Origin of the sequence: Mesorhizobium sp. M0174, from assembly GCF_040322275.1 — a bacterium.
In the GTDB taxonomy this organism is placed as follows: Bacteria; Pseudomonadota; Alphaproteobacteria; order Rhizobiales; family Rhizobiaceae; genus Mesorhizobium.
In genome coordinates this window covers 271,862-286,613 of sequence record NZ_JAMYTB010000005.1, presented here as the reverse complement: position 1 = coordinate 286,613, position 14,752 = coordinate 271,862, and the positions used below count along the sequence as shown (strand labels likewise).

Here is a 14,752-nt window from a genome sequence, read left to right as displayed (position 1 = left end):
AGGTCACGGCGGCAAAATGTAATTAAAAAAAGGTAATTTTTTCAGCTCTTGCCGCTGCCGCACCAGTGCCCTAAATGCCGCCGACTTGAGCCGGCTCGCCCTGGCGCATGATATAAGCCAAAGGCTTGCAGATCACCGCTCGGTCAGCTTCAACTCGATACGGCGGTTCTTGTTGCGCGCCTCTTCGGTATCGGCGGGGTCGAGCGGCTGGAATTCGCCGAAGCCGGCCGCGACCAGCCGGTTGGCCGGCACGCCGTTCTCGATCAGGAACTTGACCACCGAGGTCGAGCGCGCCGTCGACAATTCCCAATTGTCGCGGTAGCGGCCGGTGCCGGAGAGCGGCTTGTTGTCGGTGTGGCCATCGACGCGCAGCACCCAGTTGATCTCCGGCGGGATTTCCTTTTGCAATTCGATGATGGCATCGGCAAGCTTCTTCATCTCGACCTTGCCAGCATCGTTGATCACTTCAGAGCCGGTCGGGAAAAGCACTTCCGACTGGAAGACGAAGCGGTCGCCGACGATACGGATGTTCTCGCGATCGGCGAGAATTTCACGCAAGCGGCCGAAGAAATCGGACCGGTAGCGGTTCAGCTCCTGCACGCGTTGCGCCAGTGCGACGTTGAGGCGGCGGCCGAGATCGGCGATCTTGGTGTTGGATTCGCGGTCGCGCGTTTCGGACACGTCGAGCGCTTGTTCGAGCGCTGCGATCTGCTTGCGCAGCGCCGAAATCTGCTGGTTGAGGATCTCGACCTGGCTTAGCGCCTGCTGGCTGATCTGGCGCTGGCTGTCGAGTTCGCCGGAAAGGGCCGTTGCGCGCTGGTTGGCGGCATCGCCGGCACCGGCGCCTTGCGCCAGCAATTGCTCGAGCCGGCTTTTTTCGGCCTCCGATGCGGATAGCGATGCCTGCAAATTGGCAAGGGTGTCTTCCTTGTCCTGTGTCGTCGAGCGCTCCAGCGCCAGAAGCTGGGTCAACTCATTGATCTGCGAGTTGAGGCGGTTGAGCACCGTGTCCTTGCCGGAGATCTCGCGGCCGAGCAGGAATTGCGCCAAAACGAAAACCGTGAGCAGGAACATGATCGCCAACAGCAGCGTCGACAGCGCATCGACGAAGCCCGGCCAGTAATCGATGCGGCGGTCGGAGCGCCGGCCTCGCGCCAACGCCACGTCAATGCACTCCGGGCTTCTTCAAGGCGTCGGCGATCTTCTCCAGGGTGTTGCGCATCGCCTTCTGCTCGTCGGACTGGGCCTCGACCCAGTCGCGCATGATCTGCTGTTCCGAGCGCATGTTCTTGACCAGGCCGGAAATGCCGTCGGCGAGATTGGCCATGGCAGTGGCCACGCGCGGATTGGAGCCGCCGCCATTTTCCTGCAGAGTGCGCAGTTTTTCCGACAACAGCCGGATTTCCTCGGAGGGTTCGGTCCTCGCCGCGTCGGCAACGACGATGTCGGAGGACAGGTCGGTGACCGAGGACAGCCAGTTTTCGAGTTCGGTATAGAAGCGCGTCTGGGCGCGGCCGGCCTGCAGGTCGAGGAAGCCGAGCACCAGCGAGCCGGAGAGGCCAAACAGCGAGGACGAGAAGGCGGTGCCCATGCCGGCCAACGGCGCGGAAAGCCCCTGCTTCAGGGATTCGAGCACGGCGGCGGCATCGCCGGTGCCGGGATCGAGCGACTCGATGGTTTCGCGGATCGAGCCGATCGTGTTGAGCAGGCCCCAGAAGGTGCCGAGCAGGCCGAGGAACACCAGCAGTCCGACAAGGTAGCGCGACGTGTCGCGGCTTTCGTCGAGGCGGGTGGCGATCGAATCCAGCATGGTGCGCATCGAACTGGTCGAGAAGGCAATCGTCGAGGAGCGGCCGATCATCGCCTTCATCGGCGCCAGCAGCACCGGTTCGGTGGTCTCGGAACCGGCGCGGAACGAGTTGACCCAGCGCACCTCGCGGAACAGCCGGCCGACCTGGACGAAGGCTAGCAGGATGCCGACCGCAAGCACGCCGATGATCAGGCCGTTGAGACCGGGATTGGTGACGAAGGCGGTCGAGATCTGGCGCGTCAGGATGGCGGCGATAAAGGCCACGATGAACAGAAAGATCACCATGGTCAGCAGAAACACCTGCGGGCTCGACAATTTGTGCGGATCGTAGATCAGAACGTCGGAGCGCCTGCCCATGCCGAAGGATCTGAGAAGAGTCATCCGTGCCCCGTTTCCGATGCCGTCGCCGCCGATCAATTTGTGTTTGCGACTCTAAACGGAATTGTGACGAAATTGAATGGCGCTTGGCAATATTGCCACTGTCCGCGACCGGAGGTCAAAGCCGGTTGATGACCAGGCAGTCGACCATGGCGGCCAGATGCAGGCCGGCGCCGGTGACGACAAAGCCATGCCACAGCGCATTGTGGAAGCGCAGGCCCCTCCAGGCGAAGAAGATCACGCCGCAGGAGTAGACGATGCCGCCGGCAACGATGAGCGCGATCGATGTCGCCGGCAGCGTCCGCACGAGCGGCTCCACCAGAACGAGACCGCTCCAGCCGATGGCTAGATAGAAGACGATCGCCAGCCGGTCGAAACGGCCGGGAAGAAAGACCTTGATGGCGATGCCGACCGCCGCGGCGGTCCAGACCAGGACGATCATCGAAACGGCCAGCGGCGAGCCGCCGAGCTGGGCCAGGAAAGGCGTGTAGGTGGCAGCGATCAGCAGGTAGATCGCGGCATGGTCGAAGCGCCGCAATATCCATTTTGCCGGCGACGACACCGGCCAGACATTATAGGCCAGCGAAATCGACAGCACGGTGAGCAGCGAGACCACATAGAATGCGGCGGCGACATATTCGCCGGGGCCGGTTCGATAGGCGGCCAGTGCCAGCAGCGTCGAGCCGGCAGCGATCGCCAGCACGATGCCCACGGCGTGGACAACGCCGTCGGCGATGATCTCGGCGCGCGAGTAATGCCAGCGCCCCATAAAAGGAATGTCGAGCTGGGAGAATTCGCTCTGGGATTTGGGCCGGCTGTTCGTCATCGATGATCCTGCGTCGCCTTATCTGGGCGGCCGCGGGCGAGTATTTCAAGCTTTGGTTGCGGTTTTGCGACTGCGGCGCTTCAGCGCGGCGCGCCTCTATCAGTTGGCTGAGAGTGGCCTTTTGATGGTCTTCAACAGCGCGCGCTGGATGAGTTCGTTGCCGGCAACCAGCGAACCGGCGTTCAGCACGTCCTGTCCCCCGGCGAAATCGGAGACGAAACCGCCCGCCTCGCGGATCAGCAAGATGCCGGCGGCGACATCCCAGGCCGACAGGCCGGTTTCCCAGAACCCGTCCATGCGGCCGGCGGCGACGTAGGCGAGATCGAGCGAGGCGGAGCCGAGACGGCGGACGCCAGAAACCTCGGCCATGACATTGCGGAGCTCGATGAGGAAATTGCCGTGCTGGCCACGCCCGAGATGTGGCATGCCGCAGCCGATCACCGCATCGACCAGCTTGGTGCGGCCGGCGACGCGCAGCCGGCGGTCGTTCATGAAAGCGCCGCCGCCGCGCTCGGCGGTATAGAGTTCATCCATGGCCGGATTGTAGACGACCCCGGCGACGATCTGGCCCTGGCGCTCCAGCGCGATCGAAACGGCAAAGAGCGGAATGCCGTGCAGGAAATTGGTGGTGCCGTCGAGCGGGTCGACGATCCAGCGGTGCTGGCCGTCGTCGCCCTCGATCACGCCGCGTTCCTCCATCAGGAAGGCGTAGCCGGGCCGCGCCTTCGACAGTTCGGCAAAGACGATGTCTTCGGCCTTGCGGTCGGCCTGGCTGACATAGTCGCCTGGCCCCTTCATCGAGACCTGCAGGTTCTGCACTTCGCCGAAGTCACGCGACAGGGAGCGGCCGGCCTTCATTGCGGCCTGGACCATGACATTGAGGATCGCGGAACGCGCCATTGTGTTTCTTCCTGCTGCCCGCGCTTTAGTCGGCGCGGCGCACGTAAGTGATTTCGTTGGTATCGACGATGATGCGCTCGCCCGAGCCGATGAACGGCGGCACCAGCACGCGGATGCCGTTTTCGAGTATCGCCGGCTTGTAGGACGAGGCTGCCGTCTGGCCCCTCACCACCGGGTCGGCCTCGGTGATGGTCAGCGTCACCTGGTCGGGCAGCGAAATACCGATCGGCCTTTCGTCATAGAGCTGGACCGTCACCATCATGCCGTCCTGCAGGAAGGCGGCGCGATCGCCGACGAACTCCTTTTGCAATTCGAGCTGCTCGTAGCTTTCGGTGTCCATGAACACCAGCGCGTCGCCCTGCTCGTAGAGGAAAGAAAAATCCTTCAGATCGAGCCGGATCTGCTCGACCGTCTCGGCCGAACGGAAGCGCTCGTTGAGCTTGGTGCCGTTGATCAGGTTCTTGAGTTCGACCTGGTTGTAGGCGCCGCCCTTGCCGGGCTTGACGGTGTTGGTCCTGACCGCCACCCAAAGGCCGCCATCGTGCTCGATGACGTTGCCGGGACGGATTTCGTTGCCATTGATCTTGGCCATGGTGAGGTGATCCGGAAATGAGATGATCGCCGCAAAGGGCAATTTGGCGCCTCCAAGACCACAAATCGCCAGCAGAGGCAAGGAGCGCCTTCCGATGAAGCGGGAACGAAGCTGGCCCGGCAGCGCGGCGTGGCGGCCTCAGTCCGTCCTGACAGTCGCGGTGACGGCCTCGGTCACTGCGTCGGCGACCTCTCTCAAAAGATGCAGGTGCGGCGAACGCAGGACGACAATTCGCAGCGACAGCTCGAGGCCGGGAGCGTCGACCAGGGCAATGCCCTGCGGCAGCTTTTCCCGCAGCAGCCGCCTGGGCAGCAGGCCAAGGCCTTGGCCTCGACGAACCCAGTCGATCTGCAGCGCGCTGTCCTGAATCTCGGCGCCGACCATCAACCTGTGGCCGTCCTCGGCCAGGGCAGCCGCCAGCCGCCGGCGCGCGTCGCAGGGTTCAGGGCTGAGGACCCAGGGCGTGGTCTTGACGTCGGCTTGCCGGCTGGTGTTTTCGGCAGCGATGATGCCGAGGGGCTCGGTTCCGACAACGCCGTCTCCAGTTTTGGAATTGCTGCCGTCCAGGATGAAGGCGAGGTCGAGCTGTCCGCGCTTGTGCTGGTCGGCCAGCTCAAGGCTCCAGCCGCTCTTCAGACGCAGCGAGACCTTCGGAAACCGCGCCACGGCATCACCAATGGCGGCGGCCACGGCTTTGTCGCAAAGTCCATGCGCGAGGCCGAGCCGCAGCAGGCCCCCCGGCTCGTCGCCCTTGGCGAATGATCTCAGCGCGTCGACGGCGGCGAGAATGTCCTTGCCGCGTGCCAGCACCTCTACGCCGGCCGGGGTCAGTCGCGACGGCTTTAGCCGGCGGTCGAGCAATTCCGTGCCGAGCATCTCCTCCAGCCGCTGGATCTGGCGGGTGACGGCCGGCTGCGTCAATGGCAGGCGTTGCGCCACCTTCTGAATCGAACCCTCCTCGGCAAAGAGCGCCAGTGTTTTCAGTTCTTCAAGCACGACACACCCGAACATGTCAGATAAGCATAATTATCCTGAACATTATGAATTTGAAATCCGATGGATGGCAAGCGATTTTCCTCTGGCAGGACCCAGCTGAAAAGGAACGACGATGAAAGCGATCGAATTGCAGAGCCCGGGCGGCCTCAAGAGCCTCAGAATGGTCGAGCGGCCGATGCCTGAACCGGGGCGCCAGGAGATGATTGTGAAGGTCAAGGCGACGGCGCTGAACTACCGCGATGCCGAGATCGTCCGCGGCGGCTATCACACGAAGTTTGCATTGCCGCTGGTGCCGCTGTCGGACGGCGTCGGCGAAGTCGTTGCCATCGGCGCCGAGGTCAGCCGGTTCAAGATCGGCGACCGGGTCTGCGGCACGTTCTGGCAACGCTGGGTCGGCGGCAGTTTCGCGATGGCCGAGCCCTCCTATCAACGTGGCGGCCCGATCGACGGGCTGCTCAGCGAATTTGCCCGGCTCGACGAACAGGCGGCGGTGCTGGCGCCGGCCAATCTGAGCGACCTCGAGGCGGCGACGCTGCCATGCGCCGGCGTGACGGCATGGCACGCGCTGTTTACGGAAGGCAGCGTCAAACCCGGCGACACCGTGCTTTGCCTCGGCACCGGCGGCGTTTCGCTGTTTGCGGTGCAGTTCGCCGCCGCTGCCGGGGCGCGCGTCATCGTGACGTCGAGCAGCGATGAGAAGCTTGCGCGGGCAAAGCAACTTGGCGCGCAGGATGGCGTGAACTATCGCAGCGTCCCCGATTGGGCATCGGCCGTGCTGGGATTGACGGATGGCCGCGGCGCCGACCATATCATCGAGGTTGGCGGACCGCAGAGTTTTGCACAATCGCTGAGGGCAACGGCGCGCGGCGCCCAGATCAACGTCATCGGCTATCTCGGCGGCAGTGACGGCGCCATCAACCCGCTCGACATCTTCCGCCGGCAGGTCCGGGCGCGAGGCATACCGGTGGGCTCACGCGAATCCTTCGAGGCGATGAACCGAGCCATTGTCGTCAACCGGTTGAGACCGGTGATCGACCGGGTCGTGCCATGGAGCCGGGCCGCCGAAGCCTTTCGGTACCTTGAACACGGCTCGCCCTTCGGCAAGGTCGTGCTCGATCATACCCAATGAGCCCGCCTGACGAGCCCGGTGCGATGAGTCTCGAGACCGCGGTCAGGGCAGGCGGTTGGCCCGTTGCAGCGCCTGCTGCGTCTGGTCGTCGGTCAGGCCCTGCAGGAAATCGTCCATCTCTTGGTCGATGAGCCCGGCGCGGCGGGCGACAACATACCAGGCGCCGGCGAGGATCAGATCCGGGTCGGTGCCGATGCCGTTCATGTAGAGCTTGGCGAGACGGTTCTGGGCGGCGACATTGCCGCCCTCGGCGGCCTGCTTCATCCAGTTGAAGCCGGATTTCAGGTCGCGGGCGCCGCCGCGCCCCTCGATCATCCAGGTTGCGAGATCGATCTGTGCCGTGTCGTAGTTCTGCCGCGCGGCCTGTGCCAGCAGGCTGCGGGCGCGGACATCGTCGCGCGGCTTGCCGCCGGCGCCATTGGCGTAGACCTGTGCCATCGCATATTGTGCGTCGGCAAGCCCGGTCGCGGCAGCGCGCTCGTAATAGGATACGGCTTTGGCAATACCGGCATCGCCGGGCTCTTGTTCGACCATCAGCTGCGCAAAATTGAACTGCGCCAGGCGGTTGCCGGCCTCGGCGGCGGCCTGCATCAGCGCATAGGCCTCCTTCTCGTCCTTTTTGACGTAGCGGCCGTCGAGCAGCATCAGTGCATACTGGAATTGCGATTCCGGGACGCCCTGCTCGGCGGCAAGCGCATACCACTTCGCCGCCCCTGCCGCGTCGACCGGCACGCCGAGGCCGCGCGACAATATCTCGGCCACCAGCGTCTGTGCCGCCGGATCGCCGTTTTGAGCGCGCGAAAGCGCAAGGTTGTAGGCCGTCTTGTAGAGCCCGCGCTGAAAGGCGCCGTAGGCAGCATCGGACGGCTTTGCGCCGAAGCGGTCGGGGTTGATGGTGTCGGCCGACGGCAACGGGGTGGTGGTGGCGGGCTGCGGCAATTGTGCGGCGATCGGCTTGTCGGCAGGTTCGCTGGAATCCGGCCTGGGCTGCGGCAGCGGAACGGGTTCCGCCGCTATCGCCTGCGTCACGGCCGTTGCAAGAAAGGCGCTGAAAAGGATTTTCCGCGAGAGCACGTCAGTCCTCGAAGCGCGGCGCGGTTTCGTCGAGCAGCGCGTTAGCGGCGGCGACCGCCATCTTCGGATCGACGTCGTCGGCGAAGACGGCGCTGGACAGCGCCACGAATTCAGCGCCGGTGGCGGCGACCGCTTCCACCGAGGCAAGATCGGATCCGGCCATGACGATGCAGGGGATCTGGATGACGTCCGCCCACCATTGCCCGAGCGACAGGTTGCGCGGGTGCGGCTCAGGCTTGTTGTCGTAGCCGAAACGGCCGAAGAAAATGTAATCAGGCCTGACTTCGCCGAGTTCCAGCGCATCGTCGCGGGTCTTGGCGCCGCCGGTGCCGACCATCATCCTGGCCTGGAAGTGTTGGATCGTTTCGGCGAGCTCGTCCTTGCCGACCTCGACATGAATGCCGTCGGCCTGGACGCGGCCGGCGATGCGGGTGTCGCCGGCAATGATGACGGCAATGCCGGCCGCTTGCGCCACCGGCACGATCTGCTCGGCAAAGGCTTGGAAAGAGGCCTCGTCCATACCGTTTTCCGGCAGGATAAGCGAGGCGACGTCACCGCCCTCGAAGGCCGCGGCGATGCGCTCGGCCGGCACGTTCGGCGGCGCGATCAGCACGATACGGCAGCGGTTGGGCGGCGTTGCGTCATTCATTGGTGTTCGATCCCGGTTATCGCCTATGCCGGGCGAAGATGGTTGCATTGCGGCATAGAGCAAAGTGCGGGGATTGAACAGGCGGCAGGGGGATCACGATTGCCGTCAACGATTCCATAGGGCTCGGCGCATGACTGCCGTTGGCCGAAATTCTCCTCGCCTGGTCGCCTGCGGCCCTACGCAGGCACCTTCGATTTCCACAGCGACCAGCCGAGATTCATGCCGGCCGCGGCGACCAGGATGGCGGCGGCGCCGACGATCTGCGCCGGATGCAGCCGATGGCCGAAGGCGACGACATCGACGAGGATGGCGACGACGGGATAGATGAAGGACAGCGATCCCTGCAGATGCGTCGGCAGCTTCTGGATGGCGCCGTACATGAGGATGTACATCAGGCCGGTATGGACGATGCCGAGCGTCGCCAGCATGACCCAGCTCCGCGCATCGGCGGGAAGGTGGGTGAGATTGGCGAAAGGTGCCAGCATGAGAACGCCGACGCAGACCTGGATCAGGGCGATCAGGTGCGGCGGCGTGCCTTTGAGCTTCTTGGTGACGATAGCCGCAACGGCCCAGAAGAAAGCCGCGGCCAGCGCCATCGCAATGCCGGTAAAGTAATCCGTACCATGATCGCCTGCATCGGGCGCGGCCTGCACGATCAGCAGCATGCCGGCAAAGGCGATGCCGAGCCAGGTCAGCTTGGTCACCGTCAGCCGTTCGGAGAAGAAGAGCGCGCCAAAACCTACCAGCATGAAGGGCTGCGTGTTGTAAACGGCCGTGGCGATCGAGATCGACGCGCGGGAAAACGCGCTGAACAGCAACAGCCAGTTGATAACGATGGCAGCACCGCCGAGAGCCGCGATCGCGACGATGCGAAGCGACAGCCTGCCACGCAGCAGTCCCAGCGCCGCGCAGATGATCAGCAGCGTTACCGCCCCGAAAGCACAGCGCCAGAACACCACGTCCATGATGGGCTGGCCGGAAAGCACGACGAACCAGCCGATCGTGCCGAGGATCGCCATCGCCGCCGTCATTTCGATCGTGCCGCGTACCGTGTTGTCCATGGATGCTCCTGAAACCCGTTGAGATTTTATAATCCCACGGCGGATCGGGTATTTCCATGACTTGCAGCTGGTGATATGCAGGACGAACCTCATTTAATTAGGTAGACATCGGCTTTTTCTTGGAATTGTAAAATGCTGGACGAACTCGACAGAAAGCTCCTCGATATCCTGGTCAAGGATTCACGGACCTCGCTGAAGGAACTGGCGCTGCAGGTCGGGTTGTCGTCGCCAAGCGTTTCGGAGCGGCTTCGGCGGCTTGAGGATCGCGGCGTCATCCGCGCGTTCACCATTGACATCGATCCGCAGGCGCTCGGCTACGCCTTGCAGGCGATCGTTCGCATCCGGCCATTGCCGGGCAAGCTGCACATCGTCCAGAAGCTGATCGAGGAAATCCCGGAATTCGGCGAATGCGACAAGGTGACGGGCGATGACTGCTTCGTTGCCCGGCTGTTCGTCCGCTCGATCGGCGAGCTGGACGGGATTCTCGACCGCATTGCCGACAAGGCCGAAACCAGCACCGCCATCATCAAGGCGCAGCCGATCCGGAGACGCCCGCCGCCGCTCGACATGCCAAACATGTGACGGGTTTCGGTGGCGTGGCCCACATATTTGCGGTCGCGGTCTGGCCATTTCTGGTCTATTCCAGAGTTCAACTTTCCCTCCAGCGTCCCTTCCCCATGTCAGGCCTGCTCGTCGATCCCTGGTTCTATGCCGCGGCCATTCCGGCCGTCATCCTCGTCGGCCTGTCGAAAGGCGGCTTCGGCGGCGCCGTCGGCTTTGTCGGCGTGCCGTTGATGGCGCTGACCATGCCGCCGGTTCAGGCTGCCGCAATTCTTCTGCCAATTCTGTGCCTGATGGACATTGTCTCGGTATGGACGTGGTGGGGCATCTTCGACCGCAAGATGCTGGCCGACATGATGCCGGGCGCCGTGATCGGCATCGCCCTTGGCTGGCTGACGGCGGCACTTGTAACCGAAGAGATGGTGCGGCTGATCGTCGGCGCGGTTGCCCTGATCTTCGTGCTGCGCTGGCTCTATTTGCAACTCCGCCACGGTGCCGGCCACGCGGCGGAGCCCAACCGCGTCGCCGCCGGCTTCTGGGGTACTGTTGCCGGGTTCACCAGCTTCGTCGCCCATGTCGGCGGCCCGCCTTTTCAGGTCTATGCGCTGCCGATCAGGCTCGATCCGAAGGTGCTGTCGGGCACCGCGGCGATCTTTTTCGCCGTCACCAATGCGCTGAAGCTCATCCCCTATTTCGCGCTCGGCCAGTTCGACACCACCAATTTGACCGCGTCGGCGGTGCTGATGCCGCTGGCGCCGCTGTCGACCATCGCCGGCGCCTGGCTGGTGCGGCGGATGCGGCCGGAGCTGTTCTATCCCTTCACCTATGCGACCGTGGCGGTCGTCGCGGTCAAGCTTCTGTGGGACGGCATCGCCGGCCTCCTGTAAGACGGCGGCCCCATTCGGCCGCCGCCGGATATCCTTACACCTCAGGCGGCACTCGGCAGCAGCTGCCGCGTCCTGCCAAGCGCCAGGGCAATGCCGGTTGCGAGTACGAGCGCCATGCAGCCCAGAATGGTGATGTCGTGCAGCGTCGGCTTCAGCACCATGTCCGCGATGATCACCAGCATCACCGAATAGTCGAAGCGCGCGGCGCTGAGGACGCGCTGGCCCTGGGCAAGCACTGCCGGCGTCACGCCATCCTTGGCGATCATGCCTGCCATGCGGTCGGCAGTCGGCTTGAAGATGAACATGCCGATGCAGAAGGTCGTCGCATAACCGGCAAGGCCGATCAGCACCCACAGATCGGAAAAGCCGACCCAGAAGCCGCACATGATGAGGCCGAAAAGCAATGTCAGCATCGACATCGGCGCGAAGAACCGGTTGCCGAGCTCGCCGGTGGCGCGCATCGCCTGCAGCATGCCTTCGACGTTCCCGGCGCGGTCGGCGCGTACCGCGAGCAGCATCAGCGTGAAGCCGCCGCCGACCCAGAGGATCGCCGAGACGATATGCAGAAATTTAACGGCCGAGTACCAGTCCATTATTCGCTCCTTGAGAGATTTGATGATTTGCCGGAGCGCAAGGTTTGCTCCGCCTCGTTGCGAGGAGCGGGCGTTTACCGCGGCGCCTGTTTCGGAACGATGTCGCGCGGCGAGCGGATCTGTTTCGATATGTCGGTCACGATCTGGAGGAAACATGGCGCAAGCGCGTCGCCCCGACTTTCCAGCCGGTAGTGGGAACGGGTGCCGTGGCCAGTCAGCTGTGCTGTTACGGCACAGATGCTGGGCGCTTGATCGAAAAATATGCCCTGCGTTAAGGCTTCGTTAAGCTTTACAGGCGTTTACTATGTCCATCCAGTGATCTGGATTCTTACCGAGTGGTTGGAGCCACTTTGTTTGACGCCTCCCTGTTAAACTCCTGAGAGCCGCCTTATCCGCGGCTCTTTTTTTGTCCGCCGGCATGGGCGTCCTTCCGGCTAAATGCGGCCGTTAACCGTTTGTTAAACATGTGCTTGCCTTCGCTGGCAGCGAAGCGCATTTTCAAGCTTCAGTCGTTTAGGCTGCCGGATATGGCGGCCAAGAGCCGAATCGGCCGGCTGTCAGGCAAGTGCAGGGGCGTAGCGATGAACGAGCCTTCGAAGGCGAGCGCGAAAACCATCAAGCTGGCGGAGCGCCGGGTTTTCTCCCAATCCTTCAAGCCGCTCTATCAGGAAGGCATGGGCCTGGTCGAGCAGGCGGCCGAATATCTCGACGGCAAGGGCCGCGCCGAGGCCAAGAAGCTGTCGAGGCTGGCGGCGACGCTTTATGCGGCCGAATCGATGCGGCTGACCACCAGGCTGATGCAGGTCGCCTCGTGGCTGCTTTTGCAGCGGGCGGCGAATTCCGGCGAGATGACCCGCGATCAGGTGGCCTCAGAAAAATCCAAGGTGCGTCTCGACACTGCCTCGGCGCATGACGAGGCGCCCGGCTGGGCCGAGCTGCCGAAGGATTTCATCGACCTCGTCAACCGTTCGCTGCGGCTGCAGGCGTTGGTGCGCCGGATGGACGAGGAGATCTATGGCGGCCTTGCCGAGGTGCCGCCGTCGAGCCGTCGCCTCAATCCGGTCTCCGACCAGATCACGCTGCTCAACACGGCTTTCGCCCGCGGCTGAGAGACCGTTTCATAATTCTACTCCGGCGGCCATCTAGACTAACCGCGAAGGGACGGGCTCGCGATCATCAGGCGGGGAGAATCACGCAGCAGCAGGCGCGATCCGACCTCCACGATAGACCTGATCGCTGGGAGCAGCTCCTGCCCCAATGACGTCAGCTCATACTCCACGGTCGGCGGCGATGTCGGCATCACGTGGCGTGCGAGGACGCCACGCTCCTCGAGATCGCGCAACCTGCCGGTCAGCACCTTCGCCGAAATGGCTGGGATATCGCGGCGCAATTCGGAGAACCGGCGCGGGCCGTCGCTCAAGGACCAGAGCACCTCGGGTGTCCAGCACCCGCCAAGCAGCGCCATGCACCTCGACATGGGGCAGCCGGGAAGCGCCTTCACCTTCGTTCGCATCCTGAGGACCATCGCGCATCTTCCATGAGAGTTTCCAGTTGGTTACCGGAAAATGATGGTAACTACAAGATACGTGGTTTCCGCGGGTAACGAGAGCCGTTATCTGAGGCTCTCAATCCATCCAACCACGAAATGGACAGAACGATGTACGCAATAACTGGAGCAACAGGACAGCTTGGCCGTCTCGTGATCGACGCACTGCTGAAGACAGTTCCGGCCAGCCGGATCGTTGCGGCGGTTCGTGATCCGGCAAAGGCCCGCGATCTTGTCCAACGCGGCGTAGTCGTGCGGGAGGCGGACTATGATCGTCCCGACACGCTCCCGATGGCGCTGGCCGGCGTCGATAGACTGCTGCTGATTTCCTCGACCGAAGTCAGCGGCCGCTTGCCGCAGCATCGGTCAGTGATCAAGGCCGCCCAACGGGTGGGGGTTTCGCTGATCGCTTACACGAGCATGCTGCATGCGGACACGTCTCCCGCGAGGCTCGCGGTCGAACATCGGCAGACGGAGGAGGTCATCGCGGCCTCCGGCCTACCCGCCGTCATCCTGCGCAACGGCTGGTACACCGAGAACCATCTGATGGCGCTCCCGGCGGCTCTGGAGCACGGCGCCTTCATCGGCGCCGCAAATGAGGGGCGCTTCTCGTCCGCGGCGCGGCAGGATTATGCCGAGGCCGCGGCCGTGGTGCTGACAAGCGAGGATCAAGCAGGGAGGATTTACGAGCTCGCCGCGGACCGAGCGTTCACGCTCGCCGAGCTTGCGGCGAAGGTCTCGCGGCAATCGGGCAAGGCGATCGCCTACAACGATCTTGCCGGGGCGGCCTATGAGGGCGTGTTGACAGGCGCCGGGCTGCCCGCCGATCTCGCCGCTATCCTGGCCGATGCCGACATTGCAGCCTCACGCGGAGCGTTGTTCGATGACGGCGGCGCCATGAGCCGGCTGATCGGTCGACCGACAACGCCACTGGAGAGCGTCGTTGCGGCAGCATTGCGCGGTTGAAACCGAGATGGCTGTCACATCCGCCAAAGGATCAGAGGACCGTCTGTCGCTCGCGCCAACAGTTATTCAAACGACAAGACTAGCGCAGCTTTCCGCGCTTCCGGTGCTCGCGTACTTATGTACGCTCCGCTCCGGTCTCGAAAACCACGCTATCTGTCTCGCCAGAGCGATTCTCAAACATTCTCTAAACAGACTCGGCTTGCTGTTTCTGGTTTGTTTCACATTTCGCTGGCATCGCTGTCCCCCGAAGGTAGATTTGACGGATGGGGGAAGCGATTCGCATCATCGGCATCGATCCGGGGCTGAGGCGCACCGGCTGGGGCATCGTCGAGAGCCTCGGCAATTCGCTGCGCTTCGTCGCTTCCGGCACGGTGCGGTCCGACGACAAGGCCGCCCTGGCGGTGCGTCTTTGCCAGTTGTATGACGGGCTCGCCGAGGTCCTGCATGCCGCGATGCCGCAGGAGGCGGCGGTCGAGCAAACTTTCGTCAACAAGGACGCCGCAGCGACGCTGAAACTCGGCCAGGCACGCGGCATCGCCATGCTGGTGCCGGCGCGTGCCGGCCTTGTCGTTGCCGAATATGCGCCAAACGCCGTCAAAAAGGCGGTGATCGGCGTCGGCCATGGCGACAAGAAGCAGATCCACATGATGGTCAAGGTGCTGATGCCGAAGGCGACGTTCGACAGCGATGACGCCGCCGACGCGCTGGCTATCGCCATCTGTCACGCGCATCACCGGCAGAGCATCGCCTACAGGATGGTGGCGCTGGCCGGATAAGGTTGTTC

General features: G+C 63.5%; 17 protein-coding genes. 6 read left to right on the top strand and 11 right to left on the bottom strand.

The features are described from left to right. Positions 1 to 132: 132 nt before the first annotated feature. The 6 genes from NKJ13_RS13565 to NKJ13_RS13540 all read right to left on the bottom strand — a co-directional run bounded on the left by NKJ13_RS13565 (position 133) and on the right by NKJ13_RS13540 (position 5,502). Complete coding sequence (locus tag NKJ13_RS13565; RefSeq protein WP_352465687.1) at positions 133 to 1,164, bottom strand: peptidoglycan -binding protein; 1,032 nt, start codon at positions 1,162 to 1,164, stop codon at positions 133 to 135. A 1-nt stretch (position 1,165) separates the two neighbouring features. Next, a complete protein-coding gene (locus NKJ13_RS13560) occupies positions 1,166 to 2,191 on the bottom strand; it encodes a MotA/TolQ/ExbB proton channel family protein (protein ID WP_352476085.1) in 1,026 nt (341 codons plus the stop codon). A gap of 115 nt (positions 2,192 to 2,306) precedes the next feature. Then, positions 2,307 to 3,014: a PAQR family membrane homeostasis protein TrhA gene (gene trhA, locus NKJ13_RS13555; RefSeq protein WP_352737797.1), complete on the bottom strand. Its 708-nt coding sequence runs from the start codon at positions 3,012 to 3,014 to the stop codon at positions 2,307 to 2,309. 99 nt (positions 3,015 to 3,113) lie between these two features. After that, positions 3,114 to 3,914, bottom strand: coding sequence for an inositol monophosphatase family protein (locus NKJ13_RS13550; RefSeq protein ID WP_352737796.1), 801 nt, complete (start codon positions 3,912 to 3,914; stop codon positions 3,114 to 3,116). A gap of 25 nt (positions 3,915 to 3,939) precedes the next feature. After that, a complete protein-coding gene (gene efp / locus NKJ13_RS13545) occupies positions 3,940 to 4,506 on the bottom strand; it encodes an elongation factor P (protein ID WP_023678016.1) in 567 nt (188 codons plus the stop codon). A 138-nt stretch (positions 4,507 to 4,644) separates the two neighbouring features. Next, positions 4,645 to 5,502 carry a LysR family transcriptional regulator gene (locus tag NKJ13_RS13540; protein WP_352737795.1) on the bottom strand — a complete coding sequence of 286 codons (858 nt, stop codon included), beginning with the start codon at positions 5,500 to 5,502 and terminating at the stop codon, positions 4,645 to 4,647. Positions 5,503 to 5,614: 112 nt separating this feature from the next. Between NKJ13_RS13540 and NKJ13_RS13535 the strand changes: the two genes are divergently transcribed. Next, positions 5,615 to 6,631, top strand: coding sequence for a zinc-dependent alcohol dehydrogenase family protein (locus tag NKJ13_RS13535; RefSeq protein WP_352737794.1), 1,017 nt, complete (start codon positions 5,615 to 5,617; stop codon positions 6,629 to 6,631). A 42-nt stretch (positions 6,632 to 6,673) separates the two neighbouring features. Here NKJ13_RS13535 and NKJ13_RS13530 read toward each other — a convergent pair whose 3' ends face one another. The 3 genes from NKJ13_RS13530 to NKJ13_RS13520 all read right to left on the bottom strand — a co-directional run bounded on the left by NKJ13_RS13530 (position 6,674) and on the right by NKJ13_RS13520 (position 9,415). Next, entirely contained in the window at positions 6,674 to 7,705 is a 1,032-nt protein-coding gene (locus NKJ13_RS13530; RefSeq protein WP_352683356.1) for a tetratricopeptide repeat protein, read from the bottom strand. Position 7,706: 1 nt separating this feature from the next. Further along, positions 7,707 to 8,354 (bottom strand): thiamine phosphate synthase, encoded by a 648-nt coding sequence (locus tag NKJ13_RS13525; RefSeq protein ID WP_352737793.1) that lies wholly within the window; start codon positions 8,352 to 8,354, stop codon positions 7,707 to 7,709. A 176-nt stretch (positions 8,355 to 8,530) separates the two neighbouring features. Further along, the gene (locus tag NKJ13_RS13520) at positions 8,531 to 9,415 is read right to left on the bottom strand and encodes a DMT family transporter (protein ID WP_352540309.1); all 885 of its coding nucleotides are present in this window, start codon (positions 9,413 to 9,415) and stop codon (positions 8,531 to 8,533) included. Positions 9,416 to 9,547: 132 nt separating this feature from the next. Here NKJ13_RS13520 and NKJ13_RS13515 point away from each other — a divergent pair, with 132 nt between their 5' ends. Both NKJ13_RS13515 and NKJ13_RS13510 read left to right on the top strand, forming a co-directional pair. Next, on the top strand, positions 9,548 to 9,997 hold the full coding sequence (locus NKJ13_RS13515) for an Lrp/AsnC family transcriptional regulator (protein ID WP_023678010.1): 450 nt from the start codon (positions 9,548 to 9,550) through the stop codon (positions 9,995 to 9,997). 95 nt (positions 9,998 to 10,092) lie between these two features. Beyond that, positions 10,093 to 10,863 (top strand): sulfite exporter TauE/SafE family protein, encoded by a 771-nt coding sequence (locus NKJ13_RS13510; protein ID WP_352450835.1) that lies wholly within the window; start codon positions 10,093 to 10,095, stop codon positions 10,861 to 10,863. A gap of 41 nt (positions 10,864 to 10,904) precedes the next feature. On the opposite strand, the gene NKJ13_RS13505 is transcribed toward NKJ13_RS13510, so the two are convergent. Beyond that, positions 10,905 to 11,456, bottom strand: coding sequence for a DUF2269 family protein (locus NKJ13_RS13505; RefSeq protein WP_352454903.1), 552 nt, complete (start codon positions 11,454 to 11,456; stop codon positions 10,905 to 10,907). 581 nt (positions 11,457 to 12,037) lie between these two features. Here NKJ13_RS13505 and rcdA point away from each other — a divergent pair. Beyond that, complete coding sequence (gene rcdA / locus NKJ13_RS13500) at positions 12,038 to 12,565, top strand: protease adaptor protein RcdA (protein ID WP_352450833.1); 528 nt, start codon at positions 12,038 to 12,040, stop codon at positions 12,563 to 12,565. Between the two features lie 38 nt (positions 12,566 to 12,603). Here rcdA and NKJ13_RS13495 read toward each other — a convergent pair whose 3' ends face one another. Continuing rightward, on the bottom strand, positions 12,604 to 12,921 hold the full coding sequence (locus tag NKJ13_RS13495) for a winged helix-turn-helix transcriptional regulator (protein WP_245274745.1): 318 nt from the start codon (positions 12,919 to 12,921) through the stop codon (positions 12,604 to 12,606). Between the two features lie 192 nt (positions 12,922 to 13,113). On the opposite strand from NKJ13_RS13495, the gene NKJ13_RS13490 reads away from it, so the two are divergent. Both NKJ13_RS13490 and ruvC read left to right on the top strand, forming a co-directional pair. Next, positions 13,114 to 13,968 (top strand): SDR family oxidoreductase, encoded by an 855-nt coding sequence (locus tag NKJ13_RS13490; protein ID WP_352737792.1) that lies wholly within the window; start codon positions 13,114 to 13,116, stop codon positions 13,966 to 13,968. 263 nt (positions 13,969 to 14,231) lie between these two features. Then, positions 14,232 to 14,744, top strand: a complete 513-nt coding sequence (gene ruvC, locus NKJ13_RS13485; protein WP_352737791.1) for a crossover junction endodeoxyribonuclease RuvC — start codon at positions 14,232 to 14,234, stop codon at positions 14,742 to 14,744. The last annotated feature ends 8 nt before the right edge of the window (positions 14,745 to 14,752 follow it).